General features: G+C 54.8%; 7 protein-coding genes. 5 read left to right on the top strand and 2 right to left on the bottom strand.

The window, feature by feature from the left end; all coding sequences use genetic code 11:
• Nucleotides 1-1319: ATP-dependent metallopeptidase FtsH/Yme1/Tma family protein (locus VMT62_00690; protein HVN94923.1), on the bottom strand; the 1319-nt coding region annotated here is incomplete at its 3' end.
• 789 nt (nt 1320-2108) lie between these two features.
• Here VMT62_00690 and VMT62_00695 point away from each other — a divergent pair.
• Nucleotides 2109-4520 carry a glycosyltransferase gene (locus VMT62_00695; GenBank protein HVN94924.1) on the top strand — a complete coding sequence of 804 codons (2412 nt, stop codon included), beginning with the start codon at nt 2109-2111 and terminating at the stop codon, nt 4518-4520.
• Between the two features lie 11 nt (nt 4521-4531).
• Nucleotides 4532-5284, top strand: coding sequence for a glycosyltransferase family 2 protein (locus tag VMT62_00700; protein ID HVN94925.1), 753 nt, complete (start codon nt 4532-4534; stop codon nt 5282-5284).
• Nucleotides 5285-5339: 55 nt separating this feature from the next.
• Here the strand turns inward: VMT62_00700 and VMT62_00705 are convergent, their stop codons facing one another.
• Entirely contained in the window at nt 5340-5540 is a 201-nt protein-coding gene (locus VMT62_00705; GenBank protein HVN94926.1) for a hypothetical protein, read from the bottom strand.
• Nucleotides 5541-5901: 361 nt separating this feature from the next.
• On the opposite strand from VMT62_00705, the gene VMT62_00710 reads away from it, so the two are divergent.
• From VMT62_00710 to VMT62_00720, 3 genes are all read left to right on the top strand, one after another.
• On the top strand, nt 5902-6834 hold the full coding sequence (locus VMT62_00710; GenBank protein ID HVN94927.1) for a hypothetical protein: 933 nt from the start codon (nt 5902-5904) through the stop codon (nt 6832-6834).
• Between the two features lie 9 nt (nt 6835-6843).
• Nucleotides 6844-8574 carry a ShlB/FhaC/HecB family hemolysin secretion/activation protein gene (locus VMT62_00715; GenBank protein HVN94928.1) on the top strand — a complete coding sequence of 577 codons (1731 nt, stop codon included), beginning with the start codon at nt 6844-6846 and terminating at the stop codon, nt 8572-8574.
• Nucleotides 8575-8776: 202 nt separating this feature from the next.
• Complete coding sequence (locus VMT62_00720) at nt 8777-18493, top strand: filamentous hemagglutinin family protein (protein ID HVN94929.1); 9717 nt, start codon at nt 8777-8779, stop codon at nt 18491-18493.
• Nucleotides 18494-18569 lie beyond the last annotated feature (76 nt).

An 18569-nucleotide genomic window follows, 5' to 3' on the forward strand; every position in this document is an offset into this window, starting at 1 on the left:
TGTGGATTCATCACCCGGTTCCTTTTCTCCAGTCCACCTACTATCCGGTCGATGGCCTCATCAAACTCCGCCGACCCGACTGCCTCCTTGTTTTTCCGGGCGGCCAGCAGGGCGGCTTCGTTGACCAGGTTAGCAAGGTCAGCCCCCACAAAGCCCGGGGTGAGAGCGGCTATTTTCCGGATATCCACGTCAGGACCCAACACAACGTTCTTTGAATGTATACGCAGTATTGCTTCCCGCCCGCTTATATCAGGACGGTCAACCAGAACCTGCCGGTCAAACCTTCCGGGCCGCAGCAAGGCAGGATCGAGGATTTCCGGCCTGTTGGTGGCCGCCATGATAATGACGCCTTTATTTGTTTCGAATCCATCCATTTCCACAAGGAGTTGGTTGAGCGTCTGCTCCCGTTCATCGTTTCCGCCGACGACGTTCATCCCCCGTGCCTTGCCTAACGCATCCAGTTCATCTATGAAGATGATACAGGGGGCTTGACCGGTGGCCTGAGAGAAAAGATCACGGACACGAGATGCTCCCACGCCAACAAACATTTCCACAAACTCGGACCCGCTGATGCTGAAAAAAGGAACTTTTGCTTCTCCAGCAACCGCCTTGGCGAGAAGCGTTTTTCCCGTGCCAGGCGCTCCGACGAGAAGGACGCCCTTGGGAATCCTCCCTCCCAGTTTCTGGAATTTCTCCGGATTCTTCAAGAACTCTACCACCTCCTGGAGCTCTTGCTCAGCCTCGTCGATGCCCGCTACATCGGCAAAGGTAACCTTCGTCTCATTCTCCGCGAAGAGCTTTGCCTTACTCTTGGCGAACGACATGACCCCCATTCCCGGCCCCATCTTCTTCATCGCATAACGCCAGATAAGGAGCATAATTGCAATGGGGAGAACCCAGGAGAGGATACTGCTTAGAAATTTGCTATCATAATGTCCCGAATAGTCGATCTTGTGTTCATCCAGGTCTTTTACAAGACCGGGATCGTCCACCCGAATGGTGACGAACTGCTTAGCCGGTTTTTGGTCTTTCCCTTTCAGCGTACCGGTGATATTCTCCGGACCGATTGTTAGTTTATCGACGTTTCCTTCGGCCAGGCTCTGTTTAAACTGCCCATAAGGAATTGTCGCCACCTTGGGAGTAAAGAGGTATTGCTGCAGGTAGGTGATTAAGAGCATGGCAATCAGAAAATACCAGATACTGAAGTGGGTCTTAGGGGGCAAGGCATTCTTCTTTTTCTGGGGGTCCTGGGGAGCCAAGAGGGAACGTAATTTATCCTTGAATTCCTCCATAGGTCTTTTTTCATCGTCAGCGGGCATATTGTCTCCTTCAGCCGGTCAGGAGCGCACCTGGCACTTCCTTAACTTTGCATATTTCCCCGACCTATGAATCCATTTTCCCGCAATTGTGGCTCGATATCAAGCGGAAAACGTCAATCCGACTATTGATTATCCTTGAAACATCGTACTTTTGTCTTGAAATCCATTTACGCTATGAACCACCGGAAAGGGGCCCCGCTGCAAGGTTCTTCAAGGAGATCCTATGCAAATCAATCCGTGTGTTCAGAACCACGAATACACTTGCGGTCGATTTCTTAGATGTTCTCTGGAAAGACTAGCTCTGGGAGTGGTACAATGAATGGGGGCAGGTCAAGCACAATCCCGTTAAGAAAGCACGTGTAAGATTACGAAGGAAGACCGGAAAACGTTGATAGAGAACATTATGCGAGAGAGGGGACTTGAACCCCTATGGTTTAACCCGCTGGATCCTAAGAGCGGAGAAAACAAATTTATAAGCTCTTGATATTTGGTCTGATTTTCCACAATGCTTTGAATTTAAAGACAATTGCCCTTCCTAACAATTCCTGCCTATTCTCGGTATCACCCTCTATTCTGATCTGTTCTATCACAATTTTATCACAGCGTTCCCACCCAAGTCCTGTTTGCTTGGAGTCTTCCCATGCCTGGCCCTTGCTATGGGGGCGGATCTGTCATGGCATACGCACTTGGTTAACTGATAATTAATATCACGCTTAATCAAGATTAACAGAAACAGGGTACCGTATAACCATGTCCGGTCATCAGCATAACGAAAGTCAGGAGGTATCTGTGTGCACGGTAGACAGCGCTCGGGAAATTAAATGCATCGATTTGCACGTCCATTCAAAATACTCGGAGCCTTCCACGGACTGGTTCATGCAGGGGTCACAGATCTCCGAGTCTTACTCAGATCCCTTCTCAATCTATGAAAGCGCGAAACGGTCAGGAATGTCCTTTGTCACCATTACGGACCACAACAGAATAGACGGCTGTCTTTATCTCAAGGAAAAATACGGAGACGATGTGCTCATGGGCGTGGAGACAACGGCCTATTTTCCTGAGGACAGATGCAAGATTCATCTGCTCATATATGGGATGACCGAGGCGGAGTTTCTCGTGATACAGAGACTGCGCAAAGACATTTACGAACTAAGGGCCTATCTCAAAGAACGCGGGCTTGCCCATTCCGTGGCACACGCAACATACTCGGTGGAGACGGGGAAATTGACGGCAGCCCACCTTGAAAAATTGGTCGTCCTTTTCAACACGTTTGAAATCATTAACGGTGGCAGAAACAAGACGGATAATCTCGCGTGGAAATATATCCTCGAAAACCTGACACCGCAGTGTTTGGAGCTCCTCATTGAGAAACACGCCATCGAGCCCTTCGACGCGGAGCCGTGGATCAAGGGGTTTACGGCCGGCTCGGATGATCACGGGGGTCTCTTCGTGGGAGCCACCTATACGGAAGCGGCCTGCGATACAGTGAGTGGATTTATTCAGGCATTAAGAAACAAGAAGACCGCCGGAGAGGGCCGTCAGAGCGACTATCGTTCCCTGGTCTTTACCGTATGCAAGGTGGTTCACGACTTCTCCCGTCAGAGCCGTAACGCAGTCAATAACTCCTTTATGGGTCGCATCGCCGAGGTGTTCTTCGACGGCAAACGCTTAGGGATTGCCGACAGGTTTCGATTAAAGCGGCTGAAGGCCCGGGCCAAACAGAATGCGGACCCTGTAAGCACCTCTTTTGTCCGCCTGACAGAGGCCGTAGAAGGGAAGAGATGCGCGAGCGTGGATGAGCGCGTCGACGAGATATACGCTAGTCTTGCAAAGCTCTCGGATTCCTATCTCGAGCTTCTTTTCAATTCCCTGGACCTGGACATGGCGAAGCTCGACCTCTTTGCCGTTGCCCGCAGCATCCAGGCCTGCCTGCCAGGTTTTCTCTTATCCATGCCTTTTCTCATCTCTTTGCGCCATCTCACCCAGAACAGGACCCTGGTGGAGCGGCTACGTGCAGACCTATCCATCAACAAGGCGGAAGAAGGCCGCAGAGTGCTCTGGTTCACCGATTCGCTTACAGACTTGAATGGGGTGTCGGCCACCCTCAATGAAATAGGCCGATTGGCGCACGAGCAAGGCTTCGATATGAAGATTGTGACATCGATCGACTCAAACGAGCTTAATCGTGTCCCGCCCAATGTGATCAATCTAGCTTCTATCCGGCAGATCGCACTCCCCTATTACGACCGGTATAAGCTGAGAATACCTTCCGTGCTCACGGCCCTCAAAGAGGTATACCAGATTGATCCGGACCGGATTTTCATCTCCACGCCCGGTCCTATCGGCATGTTGGGACTTATTGCCGCCAAGCTGATGAATGTGAAATGTACAGGTTTCTATCATACCGACTTTGCCGGTCAGGCCCGCGAAATAGTGGAAGACGAATCGGTAGCGCACATGCTCGAATCGTACACGCGCTGGTTCTATTCGGCCATGGATGAAGTCATGGTGCCCACTGTGCGATACATGGAAATCCTTGCTCAAAGAGGTTTTGATACGGGCAGGATGCGCCTCTTTAAGAGGGGGTTCGACCTGGATCGTTTTAGACCCGCCAGGGCACCCGCCCGAGACCTAAGCGACGGTATCAACCTGCTCTACGTGGGCCGCGTGTCAAAGGATAAGGGCCTTAACCTGCTAATTGAGGCGCACAGCCGCATCATGGCTAAGAGATCGGACGTTAATCTACTCATCGTGGGTGACGGCCCTCTGCTCGATGAACTACGCTCGGGCGGCCATAGGGGCGTGCACTTCGCAGGAAGGGTTGTCCATCCGGAGCTGCCGGACATCTACTCATCTTCACATCTTTTTGTTTTTCCGAGCACCACCGACACGTTCGGAAAGGCCGTTCTCGAGGCCCAGGCGTGCGGCCTCCCGGCTATCGTATCCGATATGGGTGGACCCCAGGAGATAATCCTTCACGGCGCCACTGGCTTCGTGGCAAGGGCTCATGATGTAAAGGACTGGCAGGAAAAAATCGAATACATGCTTGATATGATGAAGGCCACACCTTTAGCCTATGAACGGATGCGTCAGGCCGCGCACTCTCGTGCGAAGACGCACTACACCTGGGAGGGCGTGCATGATCTTTTGACGGAAGGCGGAGGTGGCGACGAGCGTATCACGGAAAAGAAGATTGCCTGAGGAGGATTACGGTGAAATTGAGTTTTGTAATTCCCGCTTACAACGAAGAGGCTTCTATTGGAATTTGTCTTGATTCCATTTTGAAGGAGGTCAGATCTACTGCGTGTGAGGCGGAGATAATTGTCGTTAACAATGCAAGTACCGACAGGACACGAGAAGCTGCACTCGCCTATGAATCGGTGCGGGTTGTTGATGAACTCGAAAAGGGCATAGTCAAGGCGAGACAGGCAGGCTACCGGGCTGCGACGGGCCAGCTCATCGCCAATATCGATGCAGACAACATGCTTCCACCCGGATGGGTCACCAGGGTGCTCTCTGAATTTGGCGCAAACGAGAAACTCGCAGCCTTGTCCGGCCCCCTGGTCTACTACGACCTTCCCATTCTCTTCAGATTCCAGGTGAGAATGTTTTACTATCTCGGTTATTTTAGCTATCTGGTCAACCATTACCTGCTGAAAAAAGGGGGAATGCTGCAGGGCGGCAACTTCGTGGTGCGAAAATCGGCCCTCGATGCTATCGGAGGGTTTGATACGAGCATCGATTTTTACGGGGAAGACACAGATGTAGCGCGGCGCATGCAGCAAGCGGGGCGGGTAAAATTTACCTTCAGTCTGCCCATGAATAGCTCGGGACGGCGCATGGTTAAGGAAGGCCTTTTCACAACCGGTTGCCGTTATGCCATGAACTACCTGTGGGTACTGATCTTTAAGAGGCCCTTTACCACCGAGTCAACCGACATAAGGCTCGCGGCGTCCCACAAATAGTCCGTTCCAGGACGGTCACCCTGCGAGATGATGCAGCAAGCGCGCGAGCGGTGGTTTAGGCGGTGTGCGTGACCCGCTGCTTCTCTTCAAGTCTCTCAAGCAGACGTTGTGCCCGCGCGGCCTGATTCTCGGACACGCTGTTGGAATGGCCGCAGACAGGACAGGAGTTCTTAAAATCCCTCCTTATGTCCCGGAGCTTCATTTCATAATATCCTCTGCAATTTGCGCATTTCCGGTGAATAGTGAAATCCTTCATCGTTCCTCCTCGTTGTCAATTCATCTTTTGGCCAACAACACGCACCGCCGACCTTCAAGAATTTTCACAACCTCGACTGGCCGTCTATTCCCGACCATGGAAACTATTGTCCCATGATAATGTTATACCCGCATGACGTTAGTGTGAACCTTGCGTAAAGTCAGTATTATCAGGCCTCGAGCAGCCGGATCGCGCGGTGGTAGGGCTTTCACACGTTCTTAATAATTTCTTAATACGACCGCAACATCGGCTTGTTACAGTTTCACACTGTTTCGGCGGGCGTTCCGGCTTTGCCGGATAAGACGCGAATATCATAGTCTCTCCTTAAGAGGGAACACCAAAGATTGCAAATAGGAGTGTCGTGAAGTTGCCGGTTCAGGGAATGAAGTGCAATAAAGGTAAGGATGTAACGCGAAACATCCCATGGGCCTTGGTGATGATCTCTATCGCTACGCTGATAGCGAGCATGTCGGGCGGATGTTCATCAAGTAGGGAGCTGGCAGGTCCACCGATAACCAAGCCCGCTGCCGTTAGCGCCAAAGGTCATACGGTGGTTGCCGGCGAACCCGCGCAAATTCATTTCACCTGCCGTCTGGACAATGGGGAAATTGCGGCGTCATCGGACATGGCCGAAGAAGATGCCAACCTCATCAAATCGTCGATATTCAGAGCAAGACAGGCAAACACGCCTATCGTCATTTCAGCAGGCGAAGCCGCAGATACTCCTGACACCGGTTCTCAAAGAGGTTTTGAGGCTGAGATTATCTATCAGCTGTCGAAGGCGATCGTCGGTCTTAAGACAGGAGAAAGGCAGGCGGTAACGATCCGTGCCGAACGATTGCCCGAAACGCACAAGAACGAGAACTTTCTGCAAATTGCCAAAGTACGGCGCCGGAACAAAGAAGTTCGTCTCACTCCTGAAGAGTACCGGGCCAAAACAGGGAAAACGCCCCAAACGGGCGATAGCTTCATTATCGATCCTGCTGTGCCCGGGAAGATCACGTCGGTTACACAGGGGGATGTGATTATCACTTTTTTCCCCGCTGCGAAGGTGGTGGCGACACCTTTCGGCGAGGCCGCGGTACGTGAATTAGCTGACCGGTATGAAATCGATATTGATGCGCATACAGGTACTCTGGTTCGAACAGGACCTCTCGTAGGCCGCATCGTGGGCGTTGACGACCGGTTCATTACTATCGATTATGGTCATGCATTTGGTGGAGAGCCGCTCACTTGCGACATCCTGGTAGAACCGGCGAGACCGGACGGGATCTTGCAGCCGGAGGCCAGATAGGAACGGCCCATGAAACTGCGAGCATTCACCGGGGTCGGCCCCTACGCCAGCCGGGCGATCATGATGCAATTAGAGTGGTTCATGCAACGGATGACAAGGCCGGGAAAGGGTGCAACAGACAGACAAAAGCGGCGCCTCACGACCGCGCGGTACGTGCTCCGAATGGGCTTTATTGCATCTGCCCTGCTAATTCTTCTTTGTTGTGTCGAGCGCGTTGGCGCCACGGACGAGCTACCTGCGTTTGAAATACAGTCTTTTATTGTGGAGGGGAATACGCTGTTTTCAGAGAAAGCTGTCAAGGACATTCTAGAACCCTTTAGAGGGCCGGGGAGGACCTCTCAAGACGTGGAGAGCGCCCGCGGCGCATTGGAGAAGTCCTATCACGACAAGGGATACCCTGCGGTGCTTGTCAATATTCCGGAGCAGACCGTAGAGAAAGGGATAATCCGTCTTGAGGTCATCGAAAGCACCATAGGAATGGTCAGGATCACGGGAAATCGCTGGTTCACCAGAAAAAAGATTCTCGAAGACCTCCCCTCTCTTGCCCCTGGAAAGGTCATATTTCTGCCAGATGTGCAGAAGGATCTTGAGCGCATCGGTCGCAACGACGATCTTAAGGTAAGCCCTGCGCTCACCCCCGGCAAAGAACCGGGCCACACTGATGTGGACATAAAGGTCGATGACCACCCACCCTTGCACGGCAGCCTGGAACTGAACAATCGAAGCACGCACGATACCACGGATCTGCGCCTCAATGCCACGCTGCACTATGATAACCTGTGGCAAAAGGGTCACTCCATTTCCGCGCAGTATCAGACGTCTCCGGAGGACACCTCCGAGGTGAAGCTTTACGCCCTGTCATACACGCTGCCCGCTCCCTGGCTTATCGACCATCAGATCGCGCTGTTTGCGATCAGATCCGAAAGCAATACAATCACCTCTGCTGAAAGCCTCCTGGTGAACGGAAAGGGAACCATCCTTGGATTGCGCTACGTGGTCCCGCTTGAGCCCTACAAGACGTACACCCACAATATTACCCTCGGCCTCGATTATAAAGACTTTGCAGAAACAACCGCTTTGAGCGGAGCGGACCAGGGTGCCGAGATTAAACCGACCACCTATCTTCCGCTATCCTTTATCTACAGCTCCTATCTGGTCGATTCATGGGGAGGCACGCGCTTTAGCGGTGGTCTCAACGTGGCCTTCCGGGGGTTCGTCACCGATGCGCAGCAGTTCGAGAACCAACGGGCGAATGCCAGGGGAAACTACATGTACATGACCGCGGGGGCTGAACGAGAACAGAAGCTGCCCGGGGGCTTAAGTCTCTTTCTGAAACTGGATGGTCAGTTATCGGACCAGCCGCTGATTTCTACAGAGCAGTATTTTGCCGGTGGCATGACGAACGTGCGGGGATACAAGGAAGGCGAGGCCTCCGGCGATGACGCGCTTCACAGCACGGTGGAGCTACATGGCCCGGATATCGGACTTAAGCTCAATCTGAAGGACCGTTTTGAATTCATTCCTTTCGTCTTTTATGACTATGCCTGGCTCAATGTGAAAGATGCCCTGCCCGGTCAAGATGAGGTAGTGAGGCTCGGAGGTGTGGGCGCCGGGGCGCGAGGAAATCTGCATAAAAAGAATCTTTTCTACGAAGTCGCCCTGGCTTTCCCGGTTAAGGACACGGATAAAACCGATAAGTACCAGAGCCGGATCCATTTCAAGGTGGGGGCACAGTTTTGAGTTGCCCGGGGATCGCACCACGGGGCGTAAACCAAGGGCGTCGGCCGGGCGACCATTTAACCGGAATTTCAATCTTTATTAACACAAGTTTAACAGGTTGTCGATATTCTTCGTTCAGATACACTACGGTGACCTTAGGGCGAACTCCAGTAGACGCGCGAGGCGGATATTGCCGTCATATGAACTTAGCGGGGGACCAAAGATGACCGGAAGAAGAACACTACGAAAAGCAATGGCCCTGTATCTGGGGCTCGCGATGATCCATTCCTCTTTGTTCGCGGCGGGACCCAATATTCCGGGAATATACGGAAAGCTCGCCCTGCCGGCGGTGGCTCCCAAAACCCTGCCCCAGTTACGAAGCATTACCCAGGGGGTCAGCTCGGTGGCAAACAGTACCGACGGAGGACTCGCCAAATTGACGATCTACCAGAATCAGGCAAAGGCTGTCCTGGATTGGGATTCGTTCGACATAGGCAGTCAGGCATGGGTGCACTTCGATCAACAGGGAAACAGGAATTGGGAGGCTTTGAATCGTATCTGGGATGCCAACCCAAGCCAGATTTTCGGGAGACTCACAGGAGACGGTAAAGTTTATCTTATCAACCAGAACGGCATCCTTTTTGGTCCCACCTCTCAGCTGAACATCCATTCCCTGATCGCCACCTCGAATAATCTTACAAACAGCGATTTCTTGAATGGTCTTTTTAACTTCAAGGCCGAGAACTACAATGGGCGCGGCGATAACCTCCTTTACGATCCCACAAACAACGTGCCGGGTCCGGTTTCAAATTACGGGATCATCACCACAGACGATGAAGGTTCAGTCTTTCTGGTGGGGCCGCAGGTTGAGAATGGCGGCACCATTACAACACCGTCGGGACAGATAGGGCTTGTTGCCGGAACAAACCTGGCGCTTGCTCTGGCGACCGATGCCAGCGGAAACGTGTATTCATATCAGACAGGACCAGGTGGCGCCAGTGAGAGTCGTACGACGCGCGTTGTGAAGATGTACGAGAGCCCCGCAGGCTCCCTCGCTCACAATCTCGAAGGCGGACTTCTTTCCGCTGACACGGGAGTGGTGGGCATGTACGGCAACATCGTGAACCATGAAGGCATCATCCGGGCGGTAACCGCTGTGGAGCGGGCGGGCCACGTTGAGCTTCTCGCATCGGACAAAATACTCACCGGAGCGAACAGTCAAATACTACTTCCTGTTTCTGACTCCTCAGACCCTGTCCACAAGTCATTTCAGACAGTCCAGGGTACCGTGGTCTTTAGCGGCCTTGATGCCAATGTCCCCTGGAGTCCACAGACATATGTGGACCGTATCGAACACCACGGCTCGATTGTAGCCCCATCGGGTTATGTATCGCTCAACGCGAACAAGCGCGTTTACCTTGACTCCGGCAGCAAAATAGACGTGAGCGGCTTATGGATAGACAAGCCGGCCTCGGCCAATTTTCTCGAAGTCCAGATGAACACGAGCAACCTTCGGGACGAATTTATCCAGAAAGGAGGAGTGCTGCAGGGACAGACAGTGACGTTCACCCGCACGGGTGGATCAAACATCGGAGATGTCTCGGGTGCTTTTTCCAACGAAGGCCTTACGGCCTTTGAGAGACACACAACAGGCGGCACCGTGGACATTAACCTGGTCAATCAGGGGACCGGCGCTACCACGGGCGACGCAGTGGTAAGACAGGGCGCGGTCATCGATTTGTCCGGCGGAGGGACCAACTACGCAGGCGGATACGGGGAGACGACCTATCTACGCTCCGGCAGCAAATTGTACAGCATAAGCAGTGCGGATCCGAATTTGCACTATGACCAGATGGTCAACCTGCCGACCTACGTGGCAGCCCATAAAGAAGGGAGCGACGCGGGAAGTCTTTACATCAAGGCGCGCACAGTGGTTCTCGATGGAACCCTTCGGGGCAATGTGACCAAAGGGATCTTCCAGTACAAGACCGCCGAGCCCGTCAATGGAACCGGCAACCAGTCCAGGGCAGGCTATGTGGAGCCCAAAGGGGGGCAGATTTATATAGGCGGGGATACGCAAATGCTTAATTCTGCCAACGAGCCAAGTCCGATCGATTTCTTCACTCAGGAGATCGTGGTCACGCCCGAGGCTTCGCCGCTGCCTTCGACATTTGGCGCGGAAGATCCGCTGTCGAGTTCCACCACCTATCTTTCTGGCAGGACCTTAAGCGATGCCGATCTTGGCTTCATTTATCTGGCGACCAATACGCAGCTCACCTTGCAGCCAGGCGCCGCCGTGACCGTGAACCCCGGAGGGACATTCATTGCAAGGGCAAGACGGATTGAGGATTACGCTGCCATCACCGCGCTCGGAGGCGCCATAAAACTTGGAATCGAGTCGAATATCAAGCAAGACCCCTCGAGCACCCTGGAAGAGAAGATATATGTGGGGGCCGGCAGCAGTCTTATCGCCTCTGGCGAAAAGGTCAACAACATGGTTCTTGGAAACTCCCCGGCGGCAAAGGTTACGTCAGGTCATCTCGACGGAGGCACCATCGAAGTCTTAGATAAGACTGTGACGGGTCAGGGCGTTGCCGTTATGCCAGGAGCGCTCATCGATGTAAGCGGCGGGTACCAGATCGACTCGGCAAGCAAGATCACCGGGGGGAATGCAGGAACGCTTTCCCTGCAAGGATCTTCGCTCAGTGTTCAGGGAGATCTCCGCGGATATTCGCTCGCAGGGAAAGACGGCGGGGCGATCAGTCTGCACGCGAGTCGTGTGAATGTGCTGTCATCGGCTTCATCTTCCGGGGACGTTGGTCTGCTCCTCAACCCCGATCTTTTGGACCCCACCGGTTTCACACGGATCACGCTAAGTAGCGTAAACGACCTTAATATCGGGGCAAACGTAACAATAGAGCCTTCTTCCTGGAAACTGGCCACCCCCCTGGCGGCCTTGATCGGGGCCATGCGTCCGGGCAATGCCGGAAGCGCTTCCCCGTCGCTCATTAGGGTGGGACAGGACCTGATCGGGAATTCTTCGGTCACGCTCAATGCAGGCAAGGTGCCTTCAAATCTCACGTCTACGCAAGGCCAGACTGTACCCGACTGGTCCATGAGCCTAATCAATGCGAACGCAAAGTTGAGCATGGCGGCAGGATCCGTTATATCAACAGGACCCAATGGCGTCATCTCGGCAAACGCCCCTTCTGTGGATATTGCAGGCACGCTGAACGCACCGGCGGGTAGTATCAGCGTTATTTCATCTGTCGGGGGTCTTGTTTTCGAAACCGGGGGAGAGGCCCTTGCGGAAGGATACAATGAGCGCAGCACTACCGCGCCTGTGGCCGGTCTGACTTTGGACGTAACGCCACTATCCGGCGGCACCGTTACCCTCAATGCCGCAAGCGACCTCGTTCTCTCGGAGGGATCACTTGTGAGCGTTTCCGGAGGAGTCCTGGTTACTCGAACCGTGGTGGGATCGGATAGAAAGATTGCCACCGTTTTGGACGGAGGCGCTTCGGGAAGCATAAACCTCACCGCTACCAGTAATTTGACGCTCAACAGCTTGCTTGAGGGTCAGGCCAGGGCCTCCCGGTTGCAAGGCGGTACATTAAGCATAGAGAAGAAGAGCGCGAGCGCACTCTCCATATCTCAGGATGAACTCGCTCAATTCAAACAGAACGGTTTCGACGCGCTGAGTCTTACGAATAGTGCAGACCAGGGCACGCTCAATCTGAGCGGTTCGGGAAGAGTCGATTTTGGAAGAAGCCTTACGTTATCGGCGCCTGTGATCACCGGATCGGGCGATCTCACTTTAGGCGCCCCGTGGATACAGGTCACGAGCGCCGCTCAACCATCTATCGTCGATCCTGCGGCGGGCACGGGAAAGATCACACTGTCCGGCACATGGCTCGACATCACGGGGGATGTTGCCTTCTCGGGCTATAGCGATGTCAGACTGCAAGCACTTAGGGACATCAGGCTTACCGATGCACTTTACAAGGTCGGCGGTTCCCACAAGTGGTCAGGGCAACTCAGGGTGCCCGGCGATTTGACCATGGAAGCGGCGAGAATCTATCCTACGACCTCCTCGCTATTTACGATCAATGCTCCCAACGGAAAAGTAACCATCCTGCCCTCCGGCGTGTACGTGGCGGACCCGATCTATTCGGCAGGAGGAAGCCTGACCATACGGGCCGCCCAGGGTATCGAGCAGAGGGGCTACATTGCCGCGCCCATGGGGTCTATTGATCTGGAGGCCACCGGGGCGAATGGGCGGGTATATCTTGCAGACGGAAGTACAACCACTACGAGGGGCGAAGTCGCGGTAAAGTACGGGGACGTTCAGTCTAGCCTCGGGGACAATGTGTGGGGCGTGGGCGATAAGAATCACCCGGATGTTTCGGCCCCCTACACCGCGGTGACTACTGCGCCTGACAAATCGATTTCGATCTCCGCAGCGGGCTCGAGCGCAGATGTGATCGTGAGTGAAGGGGCAACTCTGGATATCTCCGGTGGGGGCTCGGTCTTTACGTACACATTTCTGCCCTGGACGTCTGGAACCACGAACCCGCTCGCCAAGGCAGGCGTCTATGTGGTCGTGCCCGGCGTCACGCTTCCCGGCAACGCGGTCTATCTCTCCGGTGGAAACGGTCTTGCAGCCGGCGTGTACTCGCTTTTACCCTCCTCATACGCGTTTTTGCCGGGAGCCTACGTCGTTACAGATCTCGGAACCAAAGTCACCGCCGGCTCTACCCAGATATCAAAAGAGGGATACACCGTTGTTTCCGGCTATCGTACGGTTTCAGGGACCGGCATAAGCTCGCAGGTCTACACTGGATACAGCGTAAGATCAGCTTCCGACGTGCTCAAAGAGGGCAATTTTGAGATCCAGAGCATCGTGGCCGGTGATGCTGGAACCCTCACCGCGCGCGCGAACACAACTGTTTTCAACGGGGTCGTTCAAGCGGGCGCATTGTCTGGATACAGCGGCGGGGCCATCGCTCTGAGCGGGTCGAACGTTACAGTGCAGGCGTCGGCAGTGCCGTTGCCGGAGGGATTCGGTTTCACGACCCGGCTGCAGGACGTCGCCCCGGACGTGATCGGTACCCTCACCGTATCGGCATCATCGCTCAATAATAGCGGATTTAAAACCATAGGACTCGGATTCACGAACCTCGACGATCCGGTCAATTCCATCACGGCCACCTCCGTGACGCTAAAGGATGGTATCAGCCTTCAGGCGGAGAATGTGATCCTGGCTGCGACCGACCTCATCACGCTCGAGGCCGGAACGGCCGTGCTTGCGCTTTCTTCCTCTCAGGGCGCAGGAGCGGCATCTATAATCACGCCGAACGGAAAAGCAACGATCAATGCAGGCGCCCAGGTGCATGCGTCTAACGCAGTTAATCTTCAGGTGAAGAACCTCGACCTTGCAGGCATACTCAAGTCCGATCACAGCGAGCTTAACCTTAAGGGCAGCAAAATCACTGTAGCGGTGGACGGTTACAATGGAACGGACGGAGACGGCATATTCCTCAAGCAGAGTCAATGGAACGATTTCACCGCAACTTTCGAGAATATCGGACTCACAAGTGCCACCGACCTTATCTTCAAGGGGGCCTTTGCCGATGCCCTGTCCGTTAAAGACACACTCACTATCGACGCGGGCAGGATCGTGGGCGATGCCGGGGGCGCAGTCAAGATTCAAGCGCAGACCATAAATCTTCTCAACACGGGGGCTACGAATTCGTCTACGGGCGCCCTGGGAACAGGGACCATTACGTTCGAATCCCAGGAGATGTCGGTGGGTAAGGGTGACGTGCTCTTCGACTCCTTCTCAGGGGTGAACCTGAACGCCGCAAACGACCTGACTTTCAAAGGCGTGGGCAATCTCAGGACGGGCGGGGTTGACCTGAATATAAAAGCCGCGCGAGTGACCACATCCTATTACATGGACGCCGCCGGTGACCCGAGCCTCTCTCCCATTTATACGCCGGCCAACTTTCAGGTGAACGCTGGCAGCGGCAGCGTGAATATCGGCCCGGGCAGCGGCACTGCGGGCACCGGTGTGACGCCGGGCGGAACGCTCAGTGTGGCCGGCAGGGCCATCAATGTGTCTACCCTGATTCAAAGCAGATCCGGCCAGCTGAATGTAAGCGCTTCGGACAATATCTCGCTCTCCAGAGGGGCTATGCTCGACCTGCAGGGGACCGTGTGCGCCCCCGGGGGGAACGTCTCAATGACGAGCACAAACGGGGGGACCATCAATCTTGATGCCGGATCTCTTATCGACGTGTCAGCGGGCTCACATACGGACGCAGGCAGCGTAAGCATCTACGCGCCCGGCGGGGGACTTACGCTGAACGGGAGCATTAACGGCCAGGCGGGAGCGGGCGGGCGCGGCGGCTCATTCTCGCTCGTGACCAGCCGGATCGGAGATTTTGGATCATTGAACACAGCGCTTAACAGCGGGGGTTTCACCGAAACCTTGAACATCAGGTCCATGGCGGGAGATATAGCAATAGCCAATCAGACGGTGGCGGGCAGGAACGTGAAAATTACGGCAGACGGGGGTAGCCTGAGCCTCACCAGCAGCACGATCAACGTGTCTCAAACCAGTGGTAACGCAGGGGTTGCCGAACTCTACGCCAAGCAAAATCTGACGATCTCCGGCAGCTCGATTCTGGCCCAGGGGGCCGCCACCAGTGCAAAAGGCGGGGAGGTGACCCTTGGTGTGGACACGGGGACCCTTGATTTCAAGAGCGACTCGACTATCAACGTCGCCGGTGCCGGATCGGGCGCTGGTGGGAAAACCACATTCCGGGGCAGTCTGAGCGGCGCAAACTACGATCAGCTCAACATGGCGCTTAACGGCCGAGTGAATGGGGCTGCCGGTATATATGTCGATGCGGTGAGGACCTATACGAACTACGCCACGATCGACTCTGCGGCAATAAGCGCGATACAGTCGAATACCCAGGCATTTATGAACAGCGCCTCCGCCTCCTCCCTGAAGAACGGGTTCGCAGCAGGACTCGGTTTGTCTCCCTCGCAGTTACATCTGCGACCAAACATCGTGGTCGCGAGCTCCGGCGACTTGAGCCTCGGCACGGCGACGTTGAGCCAGAACTGGGACCTCGGATCACTCCATTTTTCCAATGAGGTCGGCTCGCTGACGCTTAGGGCAGGGGGGAACCTCACACTTTATGGGAACATAACGGATGCACCGACAGGTTCTTCCGGATACTCGTCATTGACCAGTAAAACCGCGAAACCCTCGTTTAGCATAAACCTTGTGGCCGGGGCGGAGACCACAAGCGCCGATTTCATGTCCGTCAAGCCTGCAGTCATTCAGGGCGCCACCACGGGAAACATCTCTACAGGGGCGGGCAAAGTGATATACACGGAGACAGGCGATATACGATTCGCTTCCGGCGGGAACACCACGATTAATGCCGGCTCGTCGAATAATTACATGACTGCCTCATCCATGCAGTATTCGCTCGCCACCTATTCAGGAAAAGTCTTAGGTGACGTGAAGGGAAACCTCGAAGTCAGCCCGAGCGCTACTGCACAAGCGGCCATTCAAACCACTGTGGGAGATATTAGTCTGCAGGTCGGGGGCGACCTCAGCCTGGACAAATCAGCCTCCGGCTACCTGGGGGCCATCCGGACAACCGGGGAGAGTTCAACGGGCAGCGTCAGCAACTATAGCACTTACGCAGGCGGGGGAAACATCACCCTCAACGTCGCCGGAAATGTGGGGGGCAATCTTGCGTCTTCGACCGGAGGGCTCTCGCAAAACTGGCTCTCCACCTACCAGGACAACGCAGGGTTCAGAACGCATAAGCAGGTGGTTGCCAATTATGTGACCAACCCCTCGCAGAGTCTTTTTCCCACGGAAGGCATTGCCGCCATGGCTGGAGGCGATGTCTACGTGCGTTCGGGCGCGACTTTTTTCAGCCAGATAGGGACCTTCGGGACGGGGAATCTGACGGTTTACTCGGGAGGCAATCTCAAGGGCCGTTTTCTCGTGAAGAAGGGGACCGCCATATTGAGCAGTATGGGCAACTTTGGTTCCCCCAGCCAAAAGACGTTGAACACGATCAAAAAGCAGGCACAATTGATTGAGGCCTTCGATGCAAATATCAATGTCTCGGCCCAGGGAAACATAGAGATAGGCGCAATCCTTAATCCGAGCCTTGCGTGGGGCGACAGCACGGGAGGCGGCCGCAACTGGTGGGATAATACCTACACTGCGGCCTCCAAGGTAAGCCTTATGGCGGTGACGGGCGACGTGAACATTTACGGTTCTGTGGACACTTCCCTGTATGCGGGCATCCCCGGTTATTCTTACAGTTCCACGAGTAGCAGAAACCTGATCCTGCCTCCTTCGGTTCACATAAGCGCCGGACGGGACATCAACGTCTACGGGCCGGGCGCTTATGTTCAGGTACCAACCGCGAACGGATCGCTGACGTTTGAATCTGGCCGGGATATTACCTTCTGGAACGGCGCAACCTGGAGCATGTCGGATGCCGACCCCGTACAGGCCTTCACCTTGCAAAAAAGCACCCAGGAAGACACAAATCTGACCACGCATGCCCTTTACCCCGTCGGCCCCATCCATTCGGCCGACCCGAACCCGGTGGTGATCAATGCGGGACGTGATATCACAGATATGAGCATTACACTTCCGAAGAAGGCGGAAATCACAGCAGGCGGGGATATTACCGACCTTATGTACGCCGGGCAGAACATCCATGACACAGATGTCACGCGCATTTCTGCGGGGGGCGACATTACGTACGGCTATAATGCGAACGCTGTGAACGAGAAGATCGAGATCGGCGGACCGGGATATCTTGTAGTTCAGGCCGGAGGCAACATAGATCTCGGCAATACCAAGGGGATCTCCGCGGTCGGTAACATCGAAAACCAGGCCCTGGATAACGGCGGTTCAATTATCGTAGCTGCCGGGTACGCCGGAGCGCTCGCACCTGGGGACGTTGATACCTTTTTCAGCGACTTGAGGACCGTGGGGGCTGACTATGCGGACCATCTGGCAAATGGCGAGAGCGCAGGGGCCGAGCAATCCTTGAATGATGCGACGAACAGGATCATCACACCCTTCTATGCGGAATGGAACAAAGGGAAAAACATCGCCATGACCGCTTCGCAGATATCCACGACAGGAGGTGGAAATCTGTTTCTTATGGCCACGGGTGATGTGAACGTGGGGAAGACCGTCCTCGGCAGCACGGAAGGAAAGAGCACGGGCATCTTCACCTCTACGGGCGGCGCCATCGATGTTTTTGCCCATGGTGATGTGAACGTGAACGAATCGAGGATCATGACGTTCATGGGTGGTGACATTACCATCTGGAGCGACTACGGAAATATCAATGCGGGACGCGGTTCCAAGGCGGTTATCAGTATGGGTAAGCCCGTGTACACGTGCGACAAGACCACCGGAATATGCTCGCTCAAGATCAGTCCGCCAACCGTGGGGAGCGGCATCAGGGCAATGACCTACGATCCGGACCAGGCCGGGCCGCTCACGGCGCCCCCGATCGGGGATCTCTATATCTTCGCCCCGAGAGGTGTGCTCGATGCGGGAGAGGCAGGCATATCAGGGGGCAGGGGCATTCTCGCCGCCAGCCAGGTTATCAACGCCATGAACATGAGGTTCCAGGTCCCCCCCGTGGGGCTGCCCTCCTCATCATCGGGGATCAGCCTTGGAGCCCTGAGCGGCTCCACGACCATGAGTGCCGCGACGAGCGTGATGCAAGACTCGGGCTTCACGAATTCAGCGGGTAAGGACGCGGCGAAGCAGGCACAACCCGTGGAAGATGCCATGAAGGTCGTGGATGTGCGGGTAGTTAGCTTTGACCTGGATTCGCCCGAGGCTTCAGGCGGTAACCCGAGCAGATAGAAGACGGCTCTAGAGACAGTTACCGCAACTCGTCGCCTGAGTGCGGAGAATGCAAAAGCAAACGAAACGGAGGTTG

The organism is Syntrophorhabdaceae bacterium (genome assembly GCA_035541755.1).
Classification (GTDB): domain Bacteria; phylum Desulfobacterota; class Syntrophorhabdia; order Syntrophorhabdales; family Syntrophorhabdaceae; genus PNOF01.

Excerpts from the sequence above, each read along its gene's own strand:
- VMT62_00720 (HVN94929.1), top strand. The coding sequence starts at position 8,777 with ATGACCGGAAGAAGAACACTACGAAAAGCAATGGCCCTGTATCTGGGG.
- VMT62_00705 (HVN94926.1), bottom strand. The coding sequence starts at position 5,540 with ATGAAGGATTTCACTATTCACCGGAAATGCGCAAATTGCAGAGGATAT.
- VMT62_00715 (HVN94928.1), top strand. The coding sequence starts at position 6,844 with ATGAAACTGCGAGCATTCACCGGGGTCGGCCCCTACGCCAGCCGGGCG.